Source organism: Pseudomonas sp. TMW22080 (assembly GCF_022496745.1).
Lineage (GTDB): Bacteria > Pseudomonadota > Gammaproteobacteria > Pseudomonadales > Pseudomonadaceae > Aquipseudomonas > Aquipseudomonas bubulae.
Genome location: NZ_SCFF01000007.1, coordinates 155,709 through 173,245 on the forward strand (window position 1 = coordinate 155,709; position 17,537 = coordinate 173,245).

Below are 17,537 nucleotides of genomic sequence, written 5' to 3' on the forward strand. Positions count from 1 at the left end.
GCTACAAATCAGCGACGTTGTGCATTATTCGCTATCCAGATGCAGTGGCGAGATTACCCGGCCGTCGCTCTCGGCTTGGCCCAGGGTGGCATCGATAAAGTACACGCGGTCATCCGCCAGCCCGCCCTTGTCCACCAGGTAGTCCTTGATGCTGCTTGCACGGTCTTGCCCCAGCTGACGCAACAACACTTCGCTTTTGCTCCAGAAGTCGATCAGTGCCGCGGTCATTTTGGCCGCGCGCTCGTCACGGCTCAGGTCTTTCCATTCAGCAGGCGGTTGCTGCTTGAGACGCGTGCGGTAGATACCTTCAAGTAACGGGCCTTTCTCATCGTCCGGCACGGTGAGCAAGCCGGCGCTGGCCGGTACTTTGTCGCCACGGCGCTGGAGAATCTTGTAGTAGGTGTACTGGAACTCGCGCTCAAGACGTTCCTTGGCGATCAGAGGGCCATCGCTGCTCTGTGCGGCCGTACCTTCGATCTCCAGGCGTAAGGCCGGGCGTTCTTTCAGGGCCTGGGCCAGTGTGGTCAGGGCTTTTTGTGCCTCAGGGCTCAGCTCGCTTGATCCTGGGGCGAATGACACGGTGCCCAGGTCCTCGGCTCCACCGCCGCTGATCAGCCCGCCAATGAACTTGAAGGGCGCCTGGGCGGCACGCAGCACCAGGTTGCGTACCGTTTGCCAGATAATCGGCATCACGCTGAACTGCGGGTTGTTGAGGTCGCCACTGATGGGCAGTTCAATGGATATCTTGCCGTCCGTGTCCTTGAGCAAGGCAATCGCCAGTTTGATCGGCAGATCCACGGCGTCCGGGCTGTCGACCTTTTCCCCCAGCTGCAATTGTTCGACCACGAGTTTGTTCTCGGCCTTGAGCTGGCCGTTGGTGATCAGGTAATGCAGGTCGAGGTTGAGACGACCCTTGCGGATGCGGTAACCGGCAAACTTCCCGGAGTAGGGGGTCAATGTGGTCAGTTCGACACGCTTGAAGCTGGTAGCGATATCCAGGCTGGCCATCGGGTCAAACGGGTTGACGCTGCCCTTGATGGTCACCGGCGCATAACGGTCGACCTTGCCTGCAATATTGACCGGGGCAGGTTTGGGGTTACGGCTGTCGATGGTGCCAATCAGGCCGTTGAGCTGTTGAACCGCGGTCTGGAAGTTGGGTGTCAGGCTGAAGTCGGCGAAATTGGCCGAACCATCGTTGATCGCAATTGCGCCGATGTGAATGCCCAGCGGTTTTTCCTTGCTGGCCGTGCCTTTGGCCGACGTACTGCCTGCAGGTTGCGGGATCAGCAGGTCATCGATATTGGTGGTGCGGTCATCGTTGATCATGAAGCGCACATAGGGCTTTTCGAAATTGACCCGTGCAAGCGAGAGGCTATCGCCGTGCTGGTACTTCAGATCCTCCAGCACCAGTTTTTGCCACTTCAGGAAGTCGCGGTTTTTCAGGGTGTCCAATGTGTGCAGTTGATCGATCTGGGCGCGGCCGGCCACGGTAAAGGCCAGGGGGGCGGTGCTTTTCAGATCAACCGCCAGGTCGCTGCCAAGCATGCCGCTACGCAGCTCAAGGCGGATAAACGGGTCGATATAGGCCTGGGCGATACGCAAGTCGATATCTTTGGTGTTGACCTTGAGCCTGGCGCTTACCGGGCTCAGGCTGACGTCGCCGCTGGCGGTGAGTTTGCCTTGCTTGCCCACGCCGGTGTCGAGGTTGAGGGTGAAAGGAGAACGGTTCAGGCTGTCGAAGTTTTTCAGGTTCAGGTTCAGCGGGCCGACCTCCAGCTCCACCGGGGTTTTGGGCTCCTTGTCGGCAAGGTGGATGCGATAGTCACGCAGGTCGACATCCTTGAGCAGCACGGCCCAGGGTTTGCTAGGCGCCACCGGGGCTGCTTTCGGTGCTTCGACGGTCACCACTTCTTCGGTTTTGGTCGATGGTTTGTCGGGCTGGCTGGCAAACAGCTTTTGCCAGTCAAGCTGGCCGTCTTTTTCGCGGGCGGCCCAGGTTTCGAGGTTCTGGCTGTTGATCTTGCCGACCACCACTTCCTGTTTGGCCAGGTCGACGCTGGTGTCGCTGACATCCAGGCGCTCCAGACGCACCAGCGGGCGGCCATCGGGGGCATTGATCTTGAGCGGTGCGATGCTGGCCGTGGCATTGCTCAGGAGCATTTCGGTTTCTTTGGACAGGTTCAGGGTGTAGTCGGTGCTGAAATTCAGCACGCCATCTTCCAGGGCCAGCGGTAATGCATCGCGCACATAGGGCCACCAGACTTTCATCTTGCCGTCGGTGACTTTCAGTTTGCCGGTCGAGGTGATGGGTACCAGGCTCAGGGTGCCGGTCCAGTCGATCCGCCCGCCTGCAGGGCCTGCGGCCACCAGGGTCATATCGGCGTTGTCATCGGGCAGGGTGCTGAGGTTTTTCAGCTCCAGGTCCATCGAGTCATAGAGGAATTCGATGGGTTCGCTGGGACGCATATCGGTGAAGTGCAGGTAGCCACCCGCCAGCTTGATGTTGTCGATACGCAGCGGGAACGGTTTGCTCTCGGGATCGGCCGGGGTGGGCTCGCTCTCGGGCAGCTTGAACAGTTGTGTCAGGTTGAGCGTACCGTCCTTGTTGAACAGCAGCTCGGTTTTGGGTTTATCCAGCTGCACGTCGGCCAGGTGCAGGGCTTTTGTCCACAGGCTGTCGGCTTGCAGATTGGTGTACAGCCGCTCGAAGCCGACCTGTTCCTTGCCCGGTTCGCCGACTCTGAACCCCCACAGGGTCAGCTCAAGGCTGAAGGGGTTGAACTCCAGCCGGTCGAGTCGGGCGGGCACCGTGGCGTAGTTGGCCAGTTGCTGGTTGATGATGCGCAGGCCGATGCCCGGCAAGATCAGGAACCCAAGCACGCTGTAAAGTGCGATGGCAATCAGCACGGCGCCAAGGGCGCGGATCAATCCTTTGAGCATGTGGGGCGTCGTCTATAGCAGTCGGAAGTGCCTTGGAGTATGGCACGCGTTTCTGGTTCCGAGACGAACGCCGTATTGGGAGAATGGATTAAAACTGAAGGATCAGGGTTTTCAGCGGTGGCTGCTGATCCAGGGACGGGAAATCGCTGGCCGGACTCATGACCTGCCAGTCGCGAACCGGGCGGCCAGCTTTCTCGGCGCAACGCAAAACCTGCTCGCGCCAGTCGTCCATGCTGACCTTTGCCAGATTGTTGCAGCAGATCAATACGCCGTCTGGTGCGGTGGTCAGTACGGCCGGCTTGAGCAGGCTTTGGTAGTCGCGCAGCAGATCGACCGTGCCGAAGGCACTCTTGGCCCAGGCAGGCGGGTCGAGCAGCACGAGGTCGTATTCACGCTGATCCATGCGCGGGTAGGCAGGCAGCTTGTGACGACGCTGAATGATTGGCAGACCGGCCAATTGGCGGATGGCCGCGAAATAGTCGGACTGTACGAATTTCATTTTTGGCAGTTCAGGGTTCAGCAGGCCGTTTTCGCGACCAACCGCCAGATTGCCTTCGGCGAAATCGAGGTTGCAGACTTCGCTGGCTCCACCTGCAGCGGCACTCAGGCCAACACCACAGGTGTAGGAGAACAGGTTGAGCACGCTTTTGCCGGCACTGTGCTGCTTGACCCAGCCACGGGCGTTGCGCAGGTCGAGAAACAACAGCGGGTCTTGCCCGGCATGGCGGCCGCGCACCCGGTACTTGAGGCCCCATTCGTGGCCGACGGTGTCTTCAAGGGCGGCGTCTTCGGCGCGGTACACGGTGTCTTCGCGGTCGATACGCGAGTTGCCCTGGGAGCGGTCGTTGTAGACCAGCAGCAGGTCGAGGCCCAGGTGGCGATTGATGGCTTCGTGCAGTTGCAGCAAGTCATCGCGCTCAAGACGTTGATGAAAGCTTTGTACCAGCAGTTGCGGGCCGTAGCGGTCGATGGTCAGGCCGCCGGCGCCTTCCTGGCTGCCGTGGAACAGGCGATAGCAGTCGGTGCCCTGGGCGTGCAGCTCGGCCAACAGGTCGTGACGATTATCGAGGGCGGCGCGCAGCGCCTGATTCAAGGAAGACATGCATTGCGCCTTGGGGGACAGATAAGGCGCGGCAGTTTAGCAGAATAGGGCTGGTGATTATTGCTGCGTTGCTCTTGTAGCCGCTGTGGGAGCGAGCCTGCTCGCGAAGGTCGTTCGCGAGCAGGCTCGCTCCCACAGGATGGCTTGACCGGCAACAGAGTATCTACACGTTTTGCATTACTCCCGCTCGATCGCCAGCGCTACGCCCTGACCACCGCCGATGCACAAGGTGGCCAGGCCTTTTTTGGCGTCGCGCTTGAGCATTTCGTGAAGCAGGGTCACCAGGATCCGGCAACCTGACGCACCAATAGGGTGGCCAATGGCAATTGCGCCGCCATTGACGTTGACCTTGCTCGCGTCCCATTGCAGTTCCTGGCCCACGGCCAGCGCTTGTGCGGCGAAGGCTTCGTTGGCTTCGATCAGGTCCAGTTGCTGCAAAGTCCAGCCGGCTTTGCTCAGGCAACGCTGGGTGGCACTGACCGGGCCGATGCCCATGATGGCCGGATCCACGCCGGCATTGGCGTAGGCCGCGATTTTGGCCAGCACCGGCAAGCCCAGGGCCTTGGCCTTGGCGGCGCTCATGAGCATGACCGCGGCTGCGCCGTCATTGAGTGAGGAGGCGTTACCTGCGGTGACAGAGCCGTCTTTTTTGAATGCGGGACGCAGTTTTGCCAACGATTCGGCGGTGGTGCCAGCGCGCGGTTGCTCGTCGGTAGTGAATGCGATCGGATCGCCTTTGCGCTGCGGGATCAGGACGGGGGTGATTTCATCGACAAAGCGCCCGGCTTCAATCGCCGCAGTGGCTTTTTGCTGTGAGGCGGCGGCGAAGGCGTCTTGCGCTTCACGGCTGATGTCGTATTTAGCCACAAGGTTTTCGGCGGTAATGCCCATGTGGTAGTCGTTGAACGCATCCCACAGGCCATCGCTGATCATGGTGTCGACGATCTGACTGTGGCCCATGCGCAGACCGGTGCGGGCACCGGGCATGATGTAGTTGGACAGGCTCATGTTTTCCTGGCCGCCGGCGATGATCACCTCGGCATCGCCGCATCGAATGGCCTGGGCCCCCAGGTGCAGGGCCTTGAGGCCCGACCCGCAAACCTTGTTCAGGGTCAGTGCCGGTACCGCAAACGGCAGGCCGGCCTTGATTGCCGCCTGGCGGGCAGGGTTTTGCCCGGCACCGGCGGTCAGTACCTGACCCATGATCACTTCGTCGACCTGGGCGCCATCCAGGCCAGTTTGTGCGAGTAATTGGCGAATGACGGCGGCACCCAGTTCCACGGCAGGTACATGGGCCAGCGAACCTTGAAAGCTGCCAACGGCGGTGCGGGTAGCCGCAACGATTACGACGTCTTGCATTGCTTGAGTCCTCTTTATTCTTGGAGTGTTGTGTCCGGATTCAGGCGGGCATGGTGGCATAAATCGGTGTTGAGTTCATCGCGGGCAGGCCCGCTCCCACAAGAGCACCACAGATCCTGTGGGTGCGGGCCTGCCCGCGATGGCAACGTAGCGGTTTTCAGCCAAGCCCCATGCGCCGTCGCGCCCGTTGTACCGAACCGTTGCGTACGGCCCAGCGCAGGATTGGCGCGGTGCTGTTGACCCCGGCCCGCACCCCTTTGCGAATCATCGAGTGTTGTTGCAGCCCCAACTGGTCGCTGGCCCAGTCGGGCAGTAAATCGATCCCGGCCTGCATCATCAATGCACCAAATGGTTTGGCTAGCAGGCTGGGGGCAGGGGCGTTGAGCAGCAGGCGAATGACTTCACGGCTGCGCTCATCGCAAAGCAATTGCGGGCGAACGCTGTCGAGGTAATCGGCTACTTGCTGACGTGAGCGCGGTACGTGGGTGGCGCCCAGGCGTTCAGCGATCATGGCGATTTCGTCGTAGTAGCGGTCCTGATCTTCAGCGGATAAATGCGGGTTGCGATAGCGCAGGTGGGCGGCGAGAAAATTGCTGACTTCGGCCACATGCACCCAGGTCAGCAGCTCGGGGTCGCTGGCCGCATAGGGGCGGCCATCGAGACCGGTGCCGCTGACTTGCAGGTGGATGGTGCGCACTTTGTCGATCAGCCAGTTGGCATCGCCAGTGGCGCCGAAGGTGGTACCTGAAATGAACTGCCCGGTGCGGCGTAGCCGACCCAGCATGTCTTCGCGGAAACTGGAGTGGTCCCACACCCCGGCCAGGGCCAGTGGGTGCAAGGCTTGCAGCATCAAGGCGCTGATGCCGCCAATCAGCATGCTGGTGAAGTCACCGTGGACCTGCCAACTGATGGAGTCCGGGCCGAACAGGCCGGGGTCGCCCTTGGGGTTTTCGAGGTCGAGCTTGCCGAGGGAAAGCCCGGTCAGGCTCATGATCTGGCGCTCGATGGGGCGGCGGATAAATTCCATTATGCCTTTCTCGATGGTGCCAGCCAGTCGATGAAAACTGGCTGGCTATCAATCACCCGCGGTGACGGCCGCGGAAGTAGTTGATCAGGCCCTGGGTCGACGCATCGTCGGCAGGCTCTTCCTGGATACCGGTCAGGCGGTTGTATACGCCCTTGCCCAGCTCCTTGCCCAGTTCAACACCCCATTGGTCGAAGGCGTTGATGCCCCAGATCACGCTTTGCACAAACACTTTGTGTTCATACAGCGCCACCAGTGCACCCAGACGGCGCGGGCTGATGCGTTCCACCACCAGGGTATTGCTCGGGCGGTTGCCCGGGATCACCTTGTGCGGCGCCAGTTTTTTAACTTCTTCTTCGCTCATGCCCTTGTCGCGCAGTTCAGCTTCGGCTTCTGCGCGGGTTTTACCCAGCATCAGCGCCTGGCTTTGCGACAGGCAGTTGGCATACAGCCATTGATGGTGGTCGGACACCGGGTTGAAGCTGACAATCGGCACGATAAAGTCGGCCGGGATCAGTTGGGTGCCTTGGTGCAGCAATTGGTGGTACGCATGCTGACCGTTGCAGCCCACTCCACCCCAGATCACCGGGCCAGTATCGGTTGACACCGGAGTGCCGTCCTGGCGCACGCTCTTGCCGTTGGATTCCATATCCAGTTGTTGCAAGTGCTTGGTGATGTTGCGCAGGTAGTGGTCGTACGGCAGGATCGCGTGGCTTTGCGCGCCCCAGAAGTTGCCATACCACACGCCCAGTGCGGCCATCAGTACCGGCATGTTCTGCTCGAACGGAGCAGTCTGGAAGTGCTGGTCCATGCTGTAGGCACCGGACAGCAGCTCTTTGAAGTTGGACATGCCGATGGCCAGGGCAATTGGCAGACCGATGGCCGACCACAGCGAGTAACGCCCGCCGACCCAGTCCCACATCGGGAAGATGTTTTCTTCTCGAATACCGAATGCCACGGCTGCCGCGTTGTTGCTCGATACGGCGATAAAGTGGCGATGCAGCTCAGCTTCCGAACCGCCCTGGGCGAGGTACCAGGCTCGTGCCGCCTGGGCGTTTTTCAGGGTTTCGAGGGTATTGAATGATTTGGACGAAACGATAAATAGGGTGGTTTCAGCGCGCAGTTTTGCGGTCAGTTCATGGAACTCACTGCCGTCGATGTTCGCCAGGTAATGGCAGCGCACACCTTTTTGCGCGTAGGACAGCAGCGCTTCAGAAACCAGCTCAGGGCCGAGGAACGAGCCGCCGATGCCGATATTGACGATGTCGGTGATTGGCTTCTCGGTGTAACCGCGCCACAGACCGTCGTGAATCCGGCCGACCAGCTCGGTCATCTGGTTCAGGACTTTATGCACCTCGGGCATGATGTTCACGCCGTTGACCGACAGTTTGTCGGCAACCGGGCGACGCAGCGCGGTGTGCAAGGCCGGGCGACCTTCGGAGGCGTTGACGATTTCACCGCTGAACAGCGATTTGATCGCGCCTTTGAGGTCGACCTCATTGGCGAGGTCGACCAGAAGGTCGCGGGTCTCGTTGGTGATCAGGTTTTTCGAGTAGTCCAGAAACAGCCCGCAGCTGCTCAGGGTGAATTCTTCAAAACGTTTCGGGTTGCTGTTAAACGCGTCACGCATGCTGAAGTTTTGCATGCTGGCACGGTGAAGTTTCAACGCTTGCCAAGCGGGCAGAGCGGTAACGTCGTGAGGGGTGCGGTAGTACGCCATCGCTGCGGATATCCTTTTTGCTTGAACTGCCTTTGGACACTGAAAACACCTGCGCCTGGTTTTTCTTGTTCAGGCGTTCGGTCGGTCTGATTCTGCACGTTAACTGGAAGCAGGGCGATTACAGTAACCTTCGCGCCTGCTTCTGTCTTGGCTTTGTCTGACACCGAGAAGTAACTTTTGTCACAGTTACGTCACAGCAGGTGAAACGTTTCAGTGTTTCTTTATGGAGTGCGGGTCATTCCGCGGTTCCGCACAGGCGACTCTGTCAGAGCGCGCTGTCGAGATTAAGATGTACGTTGTCGATCAAACGGGTGGCACCCAGGAAGGCCGCAACCAGAATTACCAGGTCGCGATCAGTCGCCTGCGCCGGTAGCAAGGTCTGTGCGTGGCGCACTTCCAGGTAGTCCGGACGAAAACCAATGGCTTCGATTTGCGCCAGATGCTGGCGCACCAGGGCCGGGTAGTCGCGCTCACCGGCTTCGATGGCGCGCGCCATTTCACTCAGGTGACGGTACAGCGCTGGCGCCAGGGCTCGCTGCTCTTCGCTCAGGTAACCATTGCGCGAGGACAGGGCCAGGCCGTCTTCGGCGCGCACGGTGGGTTCGCTGATGATCTGGATCGGGAAGTTCAGATCGTTGACCATTGCGCGAATGACTGCCAGCTGTTGGTAGTCTTTTTGCCCAAAGATCGCCAGGTCGGGCTGAACCATGTTGAACAGCTTGCTGACCACGGTGGTCACACCATCGAAATGCCCCGGGCGACGGCTGCCGCACAGTTCATTGCTTAATTTGGCAGCAGTAACACGGGTCAGGCCGTCCATGCCGTTGGGGTACATTTCTTCAACGGTCGGGGCAAACAGCAAGTCACAGCCTGCCTGCAGAAGCCTTTCCTGGTCGGCTGCCAAGGTGCGCGGATAGGTATCCAGATCTTCGTTGGCGCCAAACTGCAGCGGGTTGACGAAAATGCTCGCCACCACGAAATCGGCTTGTTGTGCGGCGGTGGTTACCAGTGCGCCATGGCCACTGTGCAGATTGCCCATGGTCGGGACCAGTGCTATCTGTTTGCCTTCACGGCGTGCGCGGGCGATGACGGCGCGCAGTTCGCGAACGGTTTTAACTGTGTTCATGCAGAGAATCCGTGTTCGGTAGCAGGAAAGCTGACGGCTTTGACTTCAGTGACGTAGGCGCGCAGGGCGGACTGGATATCGGGCTGGCCGCTCATGAAGTTTTTCACGAACTTGGGCACGCGGCCGGTCAGTGAAAGGCCCAGCATGTCGTGCAGCACCAGGACCTGGCCGTCGGTGTCACTGCCGGCGCCGATGCCGATGACCGGGATCTTGACCGCGTGGGTGATCTCTTTTGCCAGTTCGCTGGGTACACATTCGAGCAGCAGCATGGCCGCCCCCGCCTGTTCCAGGGCAATGGCATCGGCACGCATCTGGCGCGCCTGGTTTTCGTTGCGGCCTTGTACCTTGTAACCCCCCAGCACGTTCACGGTCTGCGGGGTCAGGCCCATATGCGCGCACACGGGGATGCCGCGTTCAGTCATGGCCCGGATCGACTCGGCCAGCCACACGGCGCCTTCGACCTTGACCATATGCGCGCCGGCCTTCATCAGCACCGCGCTGTTGTTGAGGCTTTGTTCCAGGGTGGCGTTGGCCATAAAGGCCATGTCCGCCAGGATCAGAGCGTCCTGGTTACCGCGTTTGACGCAGGCCACGTGGTAGGCCATGTCAGCGGTCGTCACAGGCAATGTACTGTCATGCCCTTGTAGAACCATGCCCAGGGAGTCGCCTACCAATAGCACTTCAACACCGGCCTGATTGCAGGCGTGGGCGAAGGTGGCGTCATAGCACGTCAGCATGGTGATTTTTTCACCTTTTTGCTTAAGGCCTTGCAGGGTGGTCAGGGTAATAGCTGGCATGAAAAGGATCCTCGTCAGGCAGTGTGGTAACCACTGCGAGTAACGCGTGTGATTCATCGTTATGAACAGGCACACCTTTATAGAGGGCGCTTATAAAGCCTGCTTTTCACATTGCACCATCCTGTGGATGGCTGCGGGATGCCTATAGTCGTGACGAGGGCACTGGAAGTCAATTCCGGGTGTTACCGCAATGGTGTTACCCGGGTATTGATTCGATTCAGCTTAAGAGGGGATTCGCTCAAGCCCGATAAATGGGCAGTCATCGAGCAATTGCGCGAGCGTGCGGCCATCGGAGAGTTTCAGCGATGCTGGCGCCAGTTCGGCCAGCGGATACAGCACAAAAGGCCGGGCGTGCATGTGGTAGTGCGGGACTTTAAGGCGGGGCTCGTCGATCAGGCGATCGCCGAATAGCAAGATGTCCAGGTCCAGAGTGCGCGGGCCCCAACGTTCTTGACGCTCGCGTCCCTGGTCCAGTTCGATGGCCTGCAGGGCATCGAGCAGGTCCAGCGGCGCCAGCGAGCTGTCGATGGCCGCTACGGCATTGGTGTAGCGCGGCTGGCCAGGCAACAGCGAGTCGCTTTGATAAAATGCTGAAACCCCGATGAGTCGGGAGTCCGGCAATTGCGCCAGGGCCTGGACAGCACTGCGCAATTGATCCGCCGGGTCAGCCAGATTGCTGCCCATTCCAATGTAGACGCGTTCCATCGCTTACTCGTCCGCTGCGGCGCTGCGTTTACGCTTGGCACCGCTGGTACGGCGACGTTTGCGCGGTGCAGGACCGGTACCGTCATCCTTGGCGTTGCTCAGGTCGCGGATCATCTCGCGGCGGCCGCTGTCATTGGCGTCCTGATAGTCGGTCCACCATTCGCCCAGGCCATTGGTCTGCTCGCCGGCGCTTTCACGCAAGAGCAAGAAGTCATACCCGGCACGGAAACGCGGGTTGTCGAGCAACATGTCGGCGCGTTTGCCGCTGCGACGCGGCAGGCGCTCCTGCATGTCCCAGATCTCGCGAATCGGCATGGTGAAGCGCTTGGGAATAGCAATACGCTGGCATTGCTCGGCGATCAGTTCATGGGCGGCTTCCTGCATGGCAGGAATGGGCGGCATGCCTTGATCTTGCAGGCGCAATACGCGTGCAGGCAACGCGGGCCACAACAGGGCGGCAAACAGGAAGGCCGGGGTCACCGGTTTGCCCTGTTTGATGCGCAGATCAGTGTTGCGCAAGGCTTCGCTGATCAGGGTGTGGGTGTAGGTCGGGTTGTGCTCCAGTGCTTCGGCGCTGGCCGGGAACAGAGGGTCGAACAACTCGAGGTCAACCAGCATCTCGAAGGTGTCGGAAGCGTTACCGGAGAGGAACAGCTTGAGCACTTCTTCGAACAGGCGCGCGGAAGGGATTTCCCGCAGCATCGGCGCCAGTTCGCGGATTGGTTCGGCGGTGTGCTTTTCGATACCAAAGTTGAGCTTGGCGGCAAAGCGCACGGCGCGCAGCATGCGAACCGGGTCTTCCTGGTAGCGCTGTTGCGGGTCGCCGATCAGGCGCAGCAAGCGGTTGCGGATATCGTGTACGCCATTGGCGTAATCGAGGATGCGCTCGCTGACCGGGTCGTAGTACAGGGCGTTGATCGTGAAGTCACGACGCTGGGCGTCTTCTTCAAGGGTGCCGTAGACGTTGTCGCGCAAGATGCGCCCGCTTTCGTTACGCGAGGACTGGTTGCTGTCTTCCTCTTCGTCGTTTTGCGGGTGATTGGCACGGAAGGTCGCGACTTCAATGATTTCGCGGCCAAAGTGGATATGCACCAACTTGAAACGACGACCGATGATTCGCGCATTGCGAAATTCGGCGCGCACTTGCTCGGGCGTGGCGCTGGTGGCGACGTCAAAGTCTTTTGGCGTGATATTGAGCAGCATGTCGCGTACGCAACCGCCAACCAGATAGGCCTGGTAACCGGCGTTCTGCAGGCGTTCGACGATATTGACCGCGTAGCGGCTGAACTGGGCACGTTGCAGCGAGTGTTGGCTGCTGTTGAGCACTTCAGGGGTGCTGCGCAGTTGTTGCGTACGACGCTTGGGAGAACGGAATGACTGGAACAGCTTCTTCAGCATGGGATGCACTGTTTGAAGGAATGTTCGGCCAAAACGAAGAATGACCGCATGATGGGCGGGGATTCTAGCATTTAGTCAGGGGATGGTGTAGGACGCTTAGCCGCTCTTGCGAGCGAAGCTGCAAGCCGTAAGCATAAATAGCTGTAAGAGGCGCGGTTTAGACGGTTGCGAGGGGATTTGTTAAATCGCAGAAACCACAAGGGGAGCCGAAGCTCCCCCAGAATTAGTTGCGTGCTCTATTTTTATAATTGATTGCGGGCTTTTTGTTTTTGTTAATCGCCCTGGTTACAAAGGTCTTGCCTGTGCAACCCTCCCAATCGGGAGATAAGAGCAAACGGATTGCTTTGGTCGCTGCGTTGATGTGATCAATGATCCAACCAGTTCAGGCTCTGCTTTAAGTGCAGTTTTTGTTGTTCTCTGCCTGGTCGCGGGGCAAGCCCCATTTACAACACCTCTCCAAAACAATCAGTTAGCTGCGCCTCCGCCGTGTTGTTCTTGTTATGCGTGAGCCGATACGTCTTATTTTTATTGTGTGCTGCTGTGATTCTTATTGTTCTTGTACGAATACATATAGCAGGGTGCGTGCCAACTTTTGTGCGGCCCAGCAAAATAAGGGGTTTTCAGGGTTTTGGCCTTTTTCCGGGCAAAAAAAAGCCGGGCCATCGTTACCGTAAGACCCGGCTTTTGTTACGTGATTTAACAGAGGTAACAGTTGGTTACCTCTGGCGCTGTTACCTAGCCCTCGCTTGGCACGCCGGTTTTGCGTCGCGGGATTCCCAGACGCTGACGTCGCTCCCACAAGCATTTGCGGCTGACCCCCAGTTTTCGAGCCAGTTCGGTCTCGGTCATATGGTCCTGATGCTCAAGGACGAAGTGCTGGAAGTAGTCTTCCAGTGACAGGTCCTCGGTGGGATCAAGGCTGGTGTTACCGTTACTGATGCTCTGCTGCGGGGCCAGGCCGATGAAGTCATCGTCTTGCAGGTCGCTCAGTTCAATATCGATACCCAGCAGTTCAGCCGAGATTTCCGGGCTTTCACAGAGGATCACCGCGCGCTCCACAGCGTTTTCCAGCTCGCGCACGTTACCCGGCCATGAGTAATGGCTGATCGCCCGTTCGGCATCAGGGGCGAATTTGAGGTCGGTGCGACCCACGCGAGCACTTTGGCGGGCGAGGAAGGCGTTGGCGATTTCGTTGACGTCAGCGCCACGTTCACGCAGCGCAGGCAGCTTGAGCGCGATAACGTGCAGGCGGTAGTACAGGTCTTCGCGGAACTGGCCTACCTTGGCCAGGCTTTTCAGGTCGCGGTGGGTCGCGGCAATCAGGCGAACATCGACCTTTTGCGACTGTACCGAGCCAACCCGGCGAATCTCGCCTTCCTGCAGCACGCGCAGCAGTCGGGCTTGGGCCTCAAGCGGCAATTCGCCGATTTCATCGAGGAACAGCGTGCCGCCATCGGCCGCTTCAACCAGACCGGCACGGCCAGCGCTGGCGCCGGTAAACGCGCCTTTTTCGTGGCCGAACAGTTCGGACTCGATCAGGGATTCCGGGATGGCCGCGCAGTTGACCGAGATCATCGGTGCTTTGGCGCGGCGCGACAGGTTGTGCAGGGCGCGGGCTACCAGCTCTTTACCTGTGCCGGATTCACCCTGGATCAGCACATTGGAGTCAGTGGGCGCTACTTTGCGAATCTTGCTGTACATGTCCAGCATTGGCGGGCACGAACCGATGATGCCGATTTCACCGTTGCTGTTATCCACCGTGTTTTTGTCAGCGGTGCCTGCTTTGGCAGGGCGTTCGGCCGGCGCGCTCTGGGTGTTTTGCCGGTCACGCAGAATGCGCGCCACCGCTTGCAGCATTTCGTCGTGATCAAAAGGTTTGGCGATGTAGTCCACCGCGCCCATTTTCATCGAGTCCACGGCCGAGCGCAGGCTGGCATAGCTGGTCATGATCAGCACCGGCTTGCCCTGGCCAAGCTTGATCAGCTCGGTCCCCGGAGCGCCGGGCAGGCGCAGGTCGCTGACAATCAAGTCAAACGACGGGATGCTGAACTGCTCCTGCGCCTCTTGCACCGAGCCAGCCTCGCTGACCTGGTATTGATTGCGCTCCAGTAAGCGGCGTAGGGCGGAGCGGATGATGGTTTCATCTTCGACGATCAAAATATGCGGCATTGATTCGGTTCTCTCGACGGTCTCAGTTCACAGCGGACGTCGCTTCGACATGACGCGGTAGTGTCACCCGGATACGGGTTCCGCGTTGGCTGTGAATGTCAGCCGGGCTGTCGATGGTGATTTGTCCATAATGCTCTTCAACGATGGAATAGACCAGTGCAAGGCCCAGACCTGTACCTTCGCCAGGGTCCTTGGTGGTGAAAAACGGTTCGAACAACCGGTCCATGATGTTCTGCGGAATGCCAGTGCCTTCATCTTCCACGATAAGGTCGACGGTGTGCTCGCTGGCCTCGCTCTTGACCCGTACGGCACTGCCGGCAGGCGTCGCGTCGCGGGCGTTGGAGAGCAGGTTGATCAATACCTGGGCGAGCCGCTGCGGGTCGCCGTCGACCCAGTGGTCCGGGTCGCACAGGTTGTAGAATTGCACTTCGAAATTGCGTCGGTTCAGGGCCAGCAGGCCAATGGCATCCTGGGCTACTTCGGCCAGACAGACGGGCTCGTCATTGTGTTGATGGCTGCCGGCATGGGCGAAGCTCATCAGAGACTGGACGATGCGTGAGATGCGTTTGGTCTGTTCAAGTATCTGGCTGCTGATTTCGGTCAATTCGCCATCGTCTTCGCGTTCCTCGCGCAGATTCTGCGCCAGGCAGGCAATGCCGGTGACCGGGTTGCCGATTTCGTGAGCCACCCCTGCCGCCAGCCGCCCGATGCTGGCCAGGCGCTCGGAGTGCACCAGCTTGTCTTCGAGCATCTGGGTTTCCGTCAGGTCCTCGACCAGCAGCACCAGGCCGCTGTTACCCGGTGCCAGCGGCTCGTCAATGGCGGCTTTGTGCAGGTTGAGCCAGCGGGTCTGGCCATCAAGGGCCAGGTGCTGCTTGTGCAAGTGTTCGTCCGGCAGGTCGATAAAACCTTGCAGCAACTCGCGCCATGGATCGCCCAGGGTACCCAGGCGCGAACCCACCACGCGCTGGGCCGGGATGCCGGTCAACTCTTCCATGGCCTTGTTCCACATCAGGATCTCTTGATCCTTGGCCAGTGAACACACGCCCATCGGCAACTCTTGCAGGGTCTGGCGGTGATAACGGCGCAAGGCGTCGAGCTCGGCTGCCAGCCCGGTAAGGCGTGAGTGGTAGTCCTCAAGCCGGCTTTCGATAAAGTGAATGTCCTCGGTAACGTAGTTTTCGCCGCCGGACTTGTAGGGCAAAAAGGTTTCGACCATATCTTGTGCGACGCTGGGGCCCATCAGGCCGGAAAGGTTGGCTTCGATCCTGTCGCGCAGGCGTCGCAAGGCATAGGGGCGACGTTCATCGAAAGGCAGGAAAAGGTCACGCAGCGCCTGTTCGACTTCTTTTTGCGCCGCTTTGGCGCCCAGAGGTTTGGCCAGCTGAGTAGCGAACTCCTGCGGGGAGGCCGCGTGCAGCTCGCGACGTTGCGGGCGGCGTACGTTATCCACAGCACAGGCTTCGGCGGCACTGGCTTCTTCAGGGCTGGCGTTGGTGAACAGGGAAATCAGGGTGAACATCAGCACGTTGGCCGCCAGCGAGGCGATGGCTGCCATGTGCCAGCTGGTATCGTCCAGCACATAGATCATGTTCAACCACGGGATATAGAAGCCCTGGAAGTTGCCGATCAGCGGGAACAGCATGCTCGCCATCCACACCAGTATCCCGGCCAGCAGACCGGCAATAAAGCCACGTCGGTTGGCCGTCGGCCAGTACAGTACCGAGAGCACGCCCGGCAAAAACTGCAACGTGGCGACAAAGGCCACGATGCCGAGGTTGGCCAGATCCTGCTCGGCGCCCAGCAGCAGGTAGAAGCCGTAGCCGGCCATGATAATGGCAACGATCAGGGCGCGGCGGGTCCACTTCAGCCAGCGGTAGATATTACCTTCGGCGGGCGGTTGATAAAGCGGCAGCACCAGGTGGTTGAGGGCCATGCCCGAAAGCGCCAGGGTGGTTACGATAATCAGCCCGCTGGAGGCCGAAAGCCCGCCCACATAAGCCAGCAGCGCCAGGGGTTTGCTGTTGGCGGCAATACCGATACCGAGTGTGAAGTATTCCGGATTGGTGGTGGCGCCCAGCTTGAGGCCGGCCCACAGGATCAGCGGCACGGCCAGGCTCATCAGCAACAGGAACAGCGGCAGGCCCCAGCTGGCGCTGACCAGCCCGCGCGGGTTGAGGTTCTCGGTGAAGGTCATGTGATACATGTGCGGCATCACAATGGCCGAGGCGAAAAATACCAGCAGCAGGGTGCGCCATGGCCCTTCTTGAAGCGGTGTGTGCAGTGCGGCGAGGGCGGTCTGGTTTTGCAGCAGCCAGACTTCCAGCTGTTGCGGGCCATCGAACACGCCATAAAGCGCGTAAAGACCCACACCGCCAATGGCGATCAGCTTGATCACCGACTCAAAGGCAATGGCGAATACCAGGCCTTCGTGTTTCTCACGGGTGGCGATATGCCGAGAGCCGAAGAAGATCGTAAACAGGGTGATCAGTGCGCAGAAGCTCAGGGCTACGCGGTGTTGCACCGGCTCGCGGGTGAGGATGCTGATGGAGTCGGCCACGGCCTGGATTTGCAGGGCCAATAGCGGTAACACGCCTATCAGCATGAAAATCGTGGTCAGGGCTCCGGCCCAGGTGCTGCGGAAGCGAAAGGCGAACAGGTCGGCCAGCGATGAGAGCTGGTAGGTGCGGGTGATTTTTAGAATGGGGTAAAGCAACACAGGCGCCAGCAGAAAAGCCCCGGAAACCCCAAGGTAGCTGGACAAAAAGCCGTAGCCATATTCGTAAGCCAGCCCCACTGTGCCGTAGAACGCCCAGGCACTGGCGTAAACGCCCAAAGACAGGGTGTAGGTCAGCGGGTGACGAATGATTGCGCGCGGGATCATGCCGCGTTCACTGATCCAGGCCACGCCAAACAGCACCAGCAGGTAGGCGGCGCTGATCAGGATCATCTGGGTCAGGCTAAAGCTCATCGGCATCTTTTTGGCTCTGCAGAATAAAGGTCACAACGATCAGAATCAGCCAGAGCAGATAGGGCCGGTACCAGGCGCCTGTCGCATCGATCCACCAATCCATGATGGCGGGAGAAAACAGGTAGATCCCGACAACCAGCAACAGGACCAATCGATAGATATACATCCCGCCCTCACTTTTACAGGCCGCATGCCCAAAAACGTGCGGCGATGGTAACGGATGGCT

The 17,537-nt window shown here is 59.5% G+C and carries 12 protein-coding genes; all 12 read right to left on the bottom strand.

Translation table 11 applies throughout. The annotated features are described in order from the left end of the window. Nucleotides 1-24: 24 nt before the first annotated feature. The 12 genes from EQV96_RS22605 to EQV96_RS22660 all read right to left on the bottom strand — a co-directional run bounded on the left by EQV96_RS22605 (nucleotide 25) and on the right by EQV96_RS22660 (nucleotide 17,477). Complete coding sequence (locus tag EQV96_RS22605; RefSeq protein ID WP_095002558.1) at nucleotides 25-2,940, bottom strand: DUF748 domain-containing protein; 2,916 nt, start codon at nucleotides 2,938-2,940, stop codon at nucleotides 25-27. An 88-nt stretch (nucleotides 2,941-3,028) separates the two neighbouring features. Next, the gene (locus EQV96_RS22610) at nucleotides 3,029-4,042 is read right to left on the bottom strand and encodes a class I SAM-dependent methyltransferase (RefSeq protein WP_095002559.1); all 1,014 of its coding nucleotides are present in this window, start codon (nucleotides 4,040-4,042) and stop codon (nucleotides 3,029-3,031) included. Between the two features lie 177 nt (nucleotides 4,043-4,219). After that, nucleotides 4,220-5,401: an acetyl-CoA C-acetyltransferase gene (locus EQV96_RS22615; protein ID WP_095002560.1), complete on the bottom strand. Its 1,182-nt coding sequence runs from the start codon at nucleotides 5,399-5,401 to the stop codon at nucleotides 4,220-4,222. A gap of 157 nt (nucleotides 5,402-5,558) precedes the next feature. Further along, entirely contained in the window at nucleotides 5,559-6,428 is an 870-nt protein-coding gene (locus tag EQV96_RS22620) for an oxygenase MpaB family protein (RefSeq protein WP_095002561.1), read from the bottom strand. 52 nt (nucleotides 6,429-6,480) lie between these two features. Then, a complete protein-coding gene (gene pgi / locus EQV96_RS22625) occupies nucleotides 6,481-8,145 on the bottom strand; it encodes a glucose-6-phosphate isomerase (RefSeq protein WP_095018771.1) in 1,665 nt (554 codons plus the stop codon). A gap of 265 nt (nucleotides 8,146-8,410) precedes the next feature. Beyond that, nucleotides 8,411-9,271, bottom strand: a complete 861-nt coding sequence (gene panC / locus EQV96_RS22630) for a pantoate--beta-alanine ligase (RefSeq protein ID WP_095002563.1) — start codon at nucleotides 9,269-9,271, stop codon at nucleotides 8,411-8,413. Then, entirely contained in the window at nucleotides 9,268-10,068 is an 801-nt protein-coding gene (panB, locus tag EQV96_RS22635) for a 3-methyl-2-oxobutanoate hydroxymethyltransferase (RefSeq protein WP_095018772.1), read from the bottom strand. The genes panC and panB overlap by 4 nt, the downstream gene beginning before the upstream one ends. Before the next feature lie 222 nt (nucleotides 10,069-10,290). Beyond that, nucleotides 10,291-10,773: a 2-amino-4-hydroxy-6-hydroxymethyldihydropteridine diphosphokinase gene (folK, locus tag EQV96_RS22640; protein WP_095002565.1), complete on the bottom strand. Its 483-nt coding sequence runs from the start codon at nucleotides 10,771-10,773 to the stop codon at nucleotides 10,291-10,293. Between the two features lie 3 nt (nucleotides 10,774-10,776). Continuing rightward, nucleotides 10,777-12,171 carry a polynucleotide adenylyltransferase PcnB gene (locus EQV96_RS22645; RefSeq protein WP_095002566.1) on the bottom strand — a complete coding sequence of 465 codons (1,395 nt, stop codon included), beginning with the start codon at nucleotides 12,169-12,171 and terminating at the stop codon, nucleotides 10,777-10,779. 735 nt (nucleotides 12,172-12,906) lie between these two features. Beyond that, nucleotides 12,907-14,340 carry a sigma-54 dependent transcriptional regulator gene (locus EQV96_RS22650; RefSeq protein ID WP_095002567.1) on the bottom strand — a complete coding sequence of 478 codons (1,434 nt, stop codon included), beginning with the start codon at nucleotides 14,338-14,340 and terminating at the stop codon, nucleotides 12,907-12,909. Nucleotides 14,341-14,362: 22 nt separating this feature from the next. Beyond that, entirely contained in the window at nucleotides 14,363-17,317 is a 2,955-nt protein-coding gene (locus EQV96_RS22655; RefSeq protein ID WP_165446546.1) for a sensor histidine kinase, read from the bottom strand. After that, complete coding sequence (locus EQV96_RS22660) at nucleotides 17,301-17,477, bottom strand: hypothetical protein (protein WP_003176118.1); 177 nt, start codon at nucleotides 17,475-17,477, stop codon at nucleotides 17,301-17,303. The genes EQV96_RS22655 and EQV96_RS22660 overlap by 17 nt, the downstream gene beginning before the upstream one ends. Between the last annotated feature and the right edge of the window lie 60 nt (nucleotides 17,478-17,537).

Bases quoted from the DNA above. Each gene is read 5' to 3' on its own strand.
- EQV96_RS22605 (WP_095002558.1), bottom strand. From the start codon at position 2,940: ATGCTCAAAGGATTGATCCGCGCCCTTGGCGCCGTGCTGATTGCCATC.
- EQV96_RS22610 (WP_095002559.1), bottom strand. From the start codon at position 4,042: ATGTCTTCCTTGAATCAGGCGCTGCGCGCCGCCCTCGATAATCGTCAC.
- EQV96_RS22615 (WP_095002560.1), bottom strand. From the start codon at position 5,401: ATGCAAGACGTCGTAATCGTTGCGGCTACCCGCACCGCCGTTGGCAGC.
- EQV96_RS22620 (WP_095002561.1), bottom strand. From the start codon at position 6,428: ATGGAATTTATCCGCCGCCCCATCGAGCGCCAGATCATGAGCCTGACC.
- pgi (WP_095018771.1), bottom strand. From the start codon at position 8,145: ATGGCGTACTACCGCACCCCTCACGACGTTACCGCTCTGCCCGCTTGG.
- panC (WP_095002563.1), bottom strand. From the start codon at position 9,271: ATGAACACAGTTAAAACCGTTCGCGAACTGCGCGCCGTCATCGCCCGC.
- panB (WP_095018772.1), bottom strand. From the start codon at position 10,068: ATGCCAGCTATTACCCTGACCACCCTGCAAGGCCTTAAGCAAAAAGGT.
- folK (WP_095002565.1), bottom strand. From the start codon at position 10,773: ATGGAACGCGTCTACATTGGAATGGGCAGCAATCTGGCTGACCCGGCG.
- EQV96_RS22645 (WP_095002566.1), bottom strand. From the start codon at position 12,171: ATGCTGAAGAAGCTGTTCCAGTCATTCCGTTCTCCCAAGCGTCGTACG.
- EQV96_RS22650 (WP_095002567.1), bottom strand. From the start codon at position 14,340: ATGCCGCATATTTTGATCGTCGAAGATGAAACCATCATCCGCTCCGCC.
- EQV96_RS22655 (WP_165446546.1), bottom strand. From the start codon at position 17,317: ATGCCGATGAGCTTTAGCCTGACCCAGATGATCCTGATCAGCGCCGCC.
- EQV96_RS22660 (WP_003176118.1), bottom strand. From the start codon at position 17,477: ATGTATATCTATCGATTGGTCCTGTTGCTGGTTGTCGGGATCTACCTG.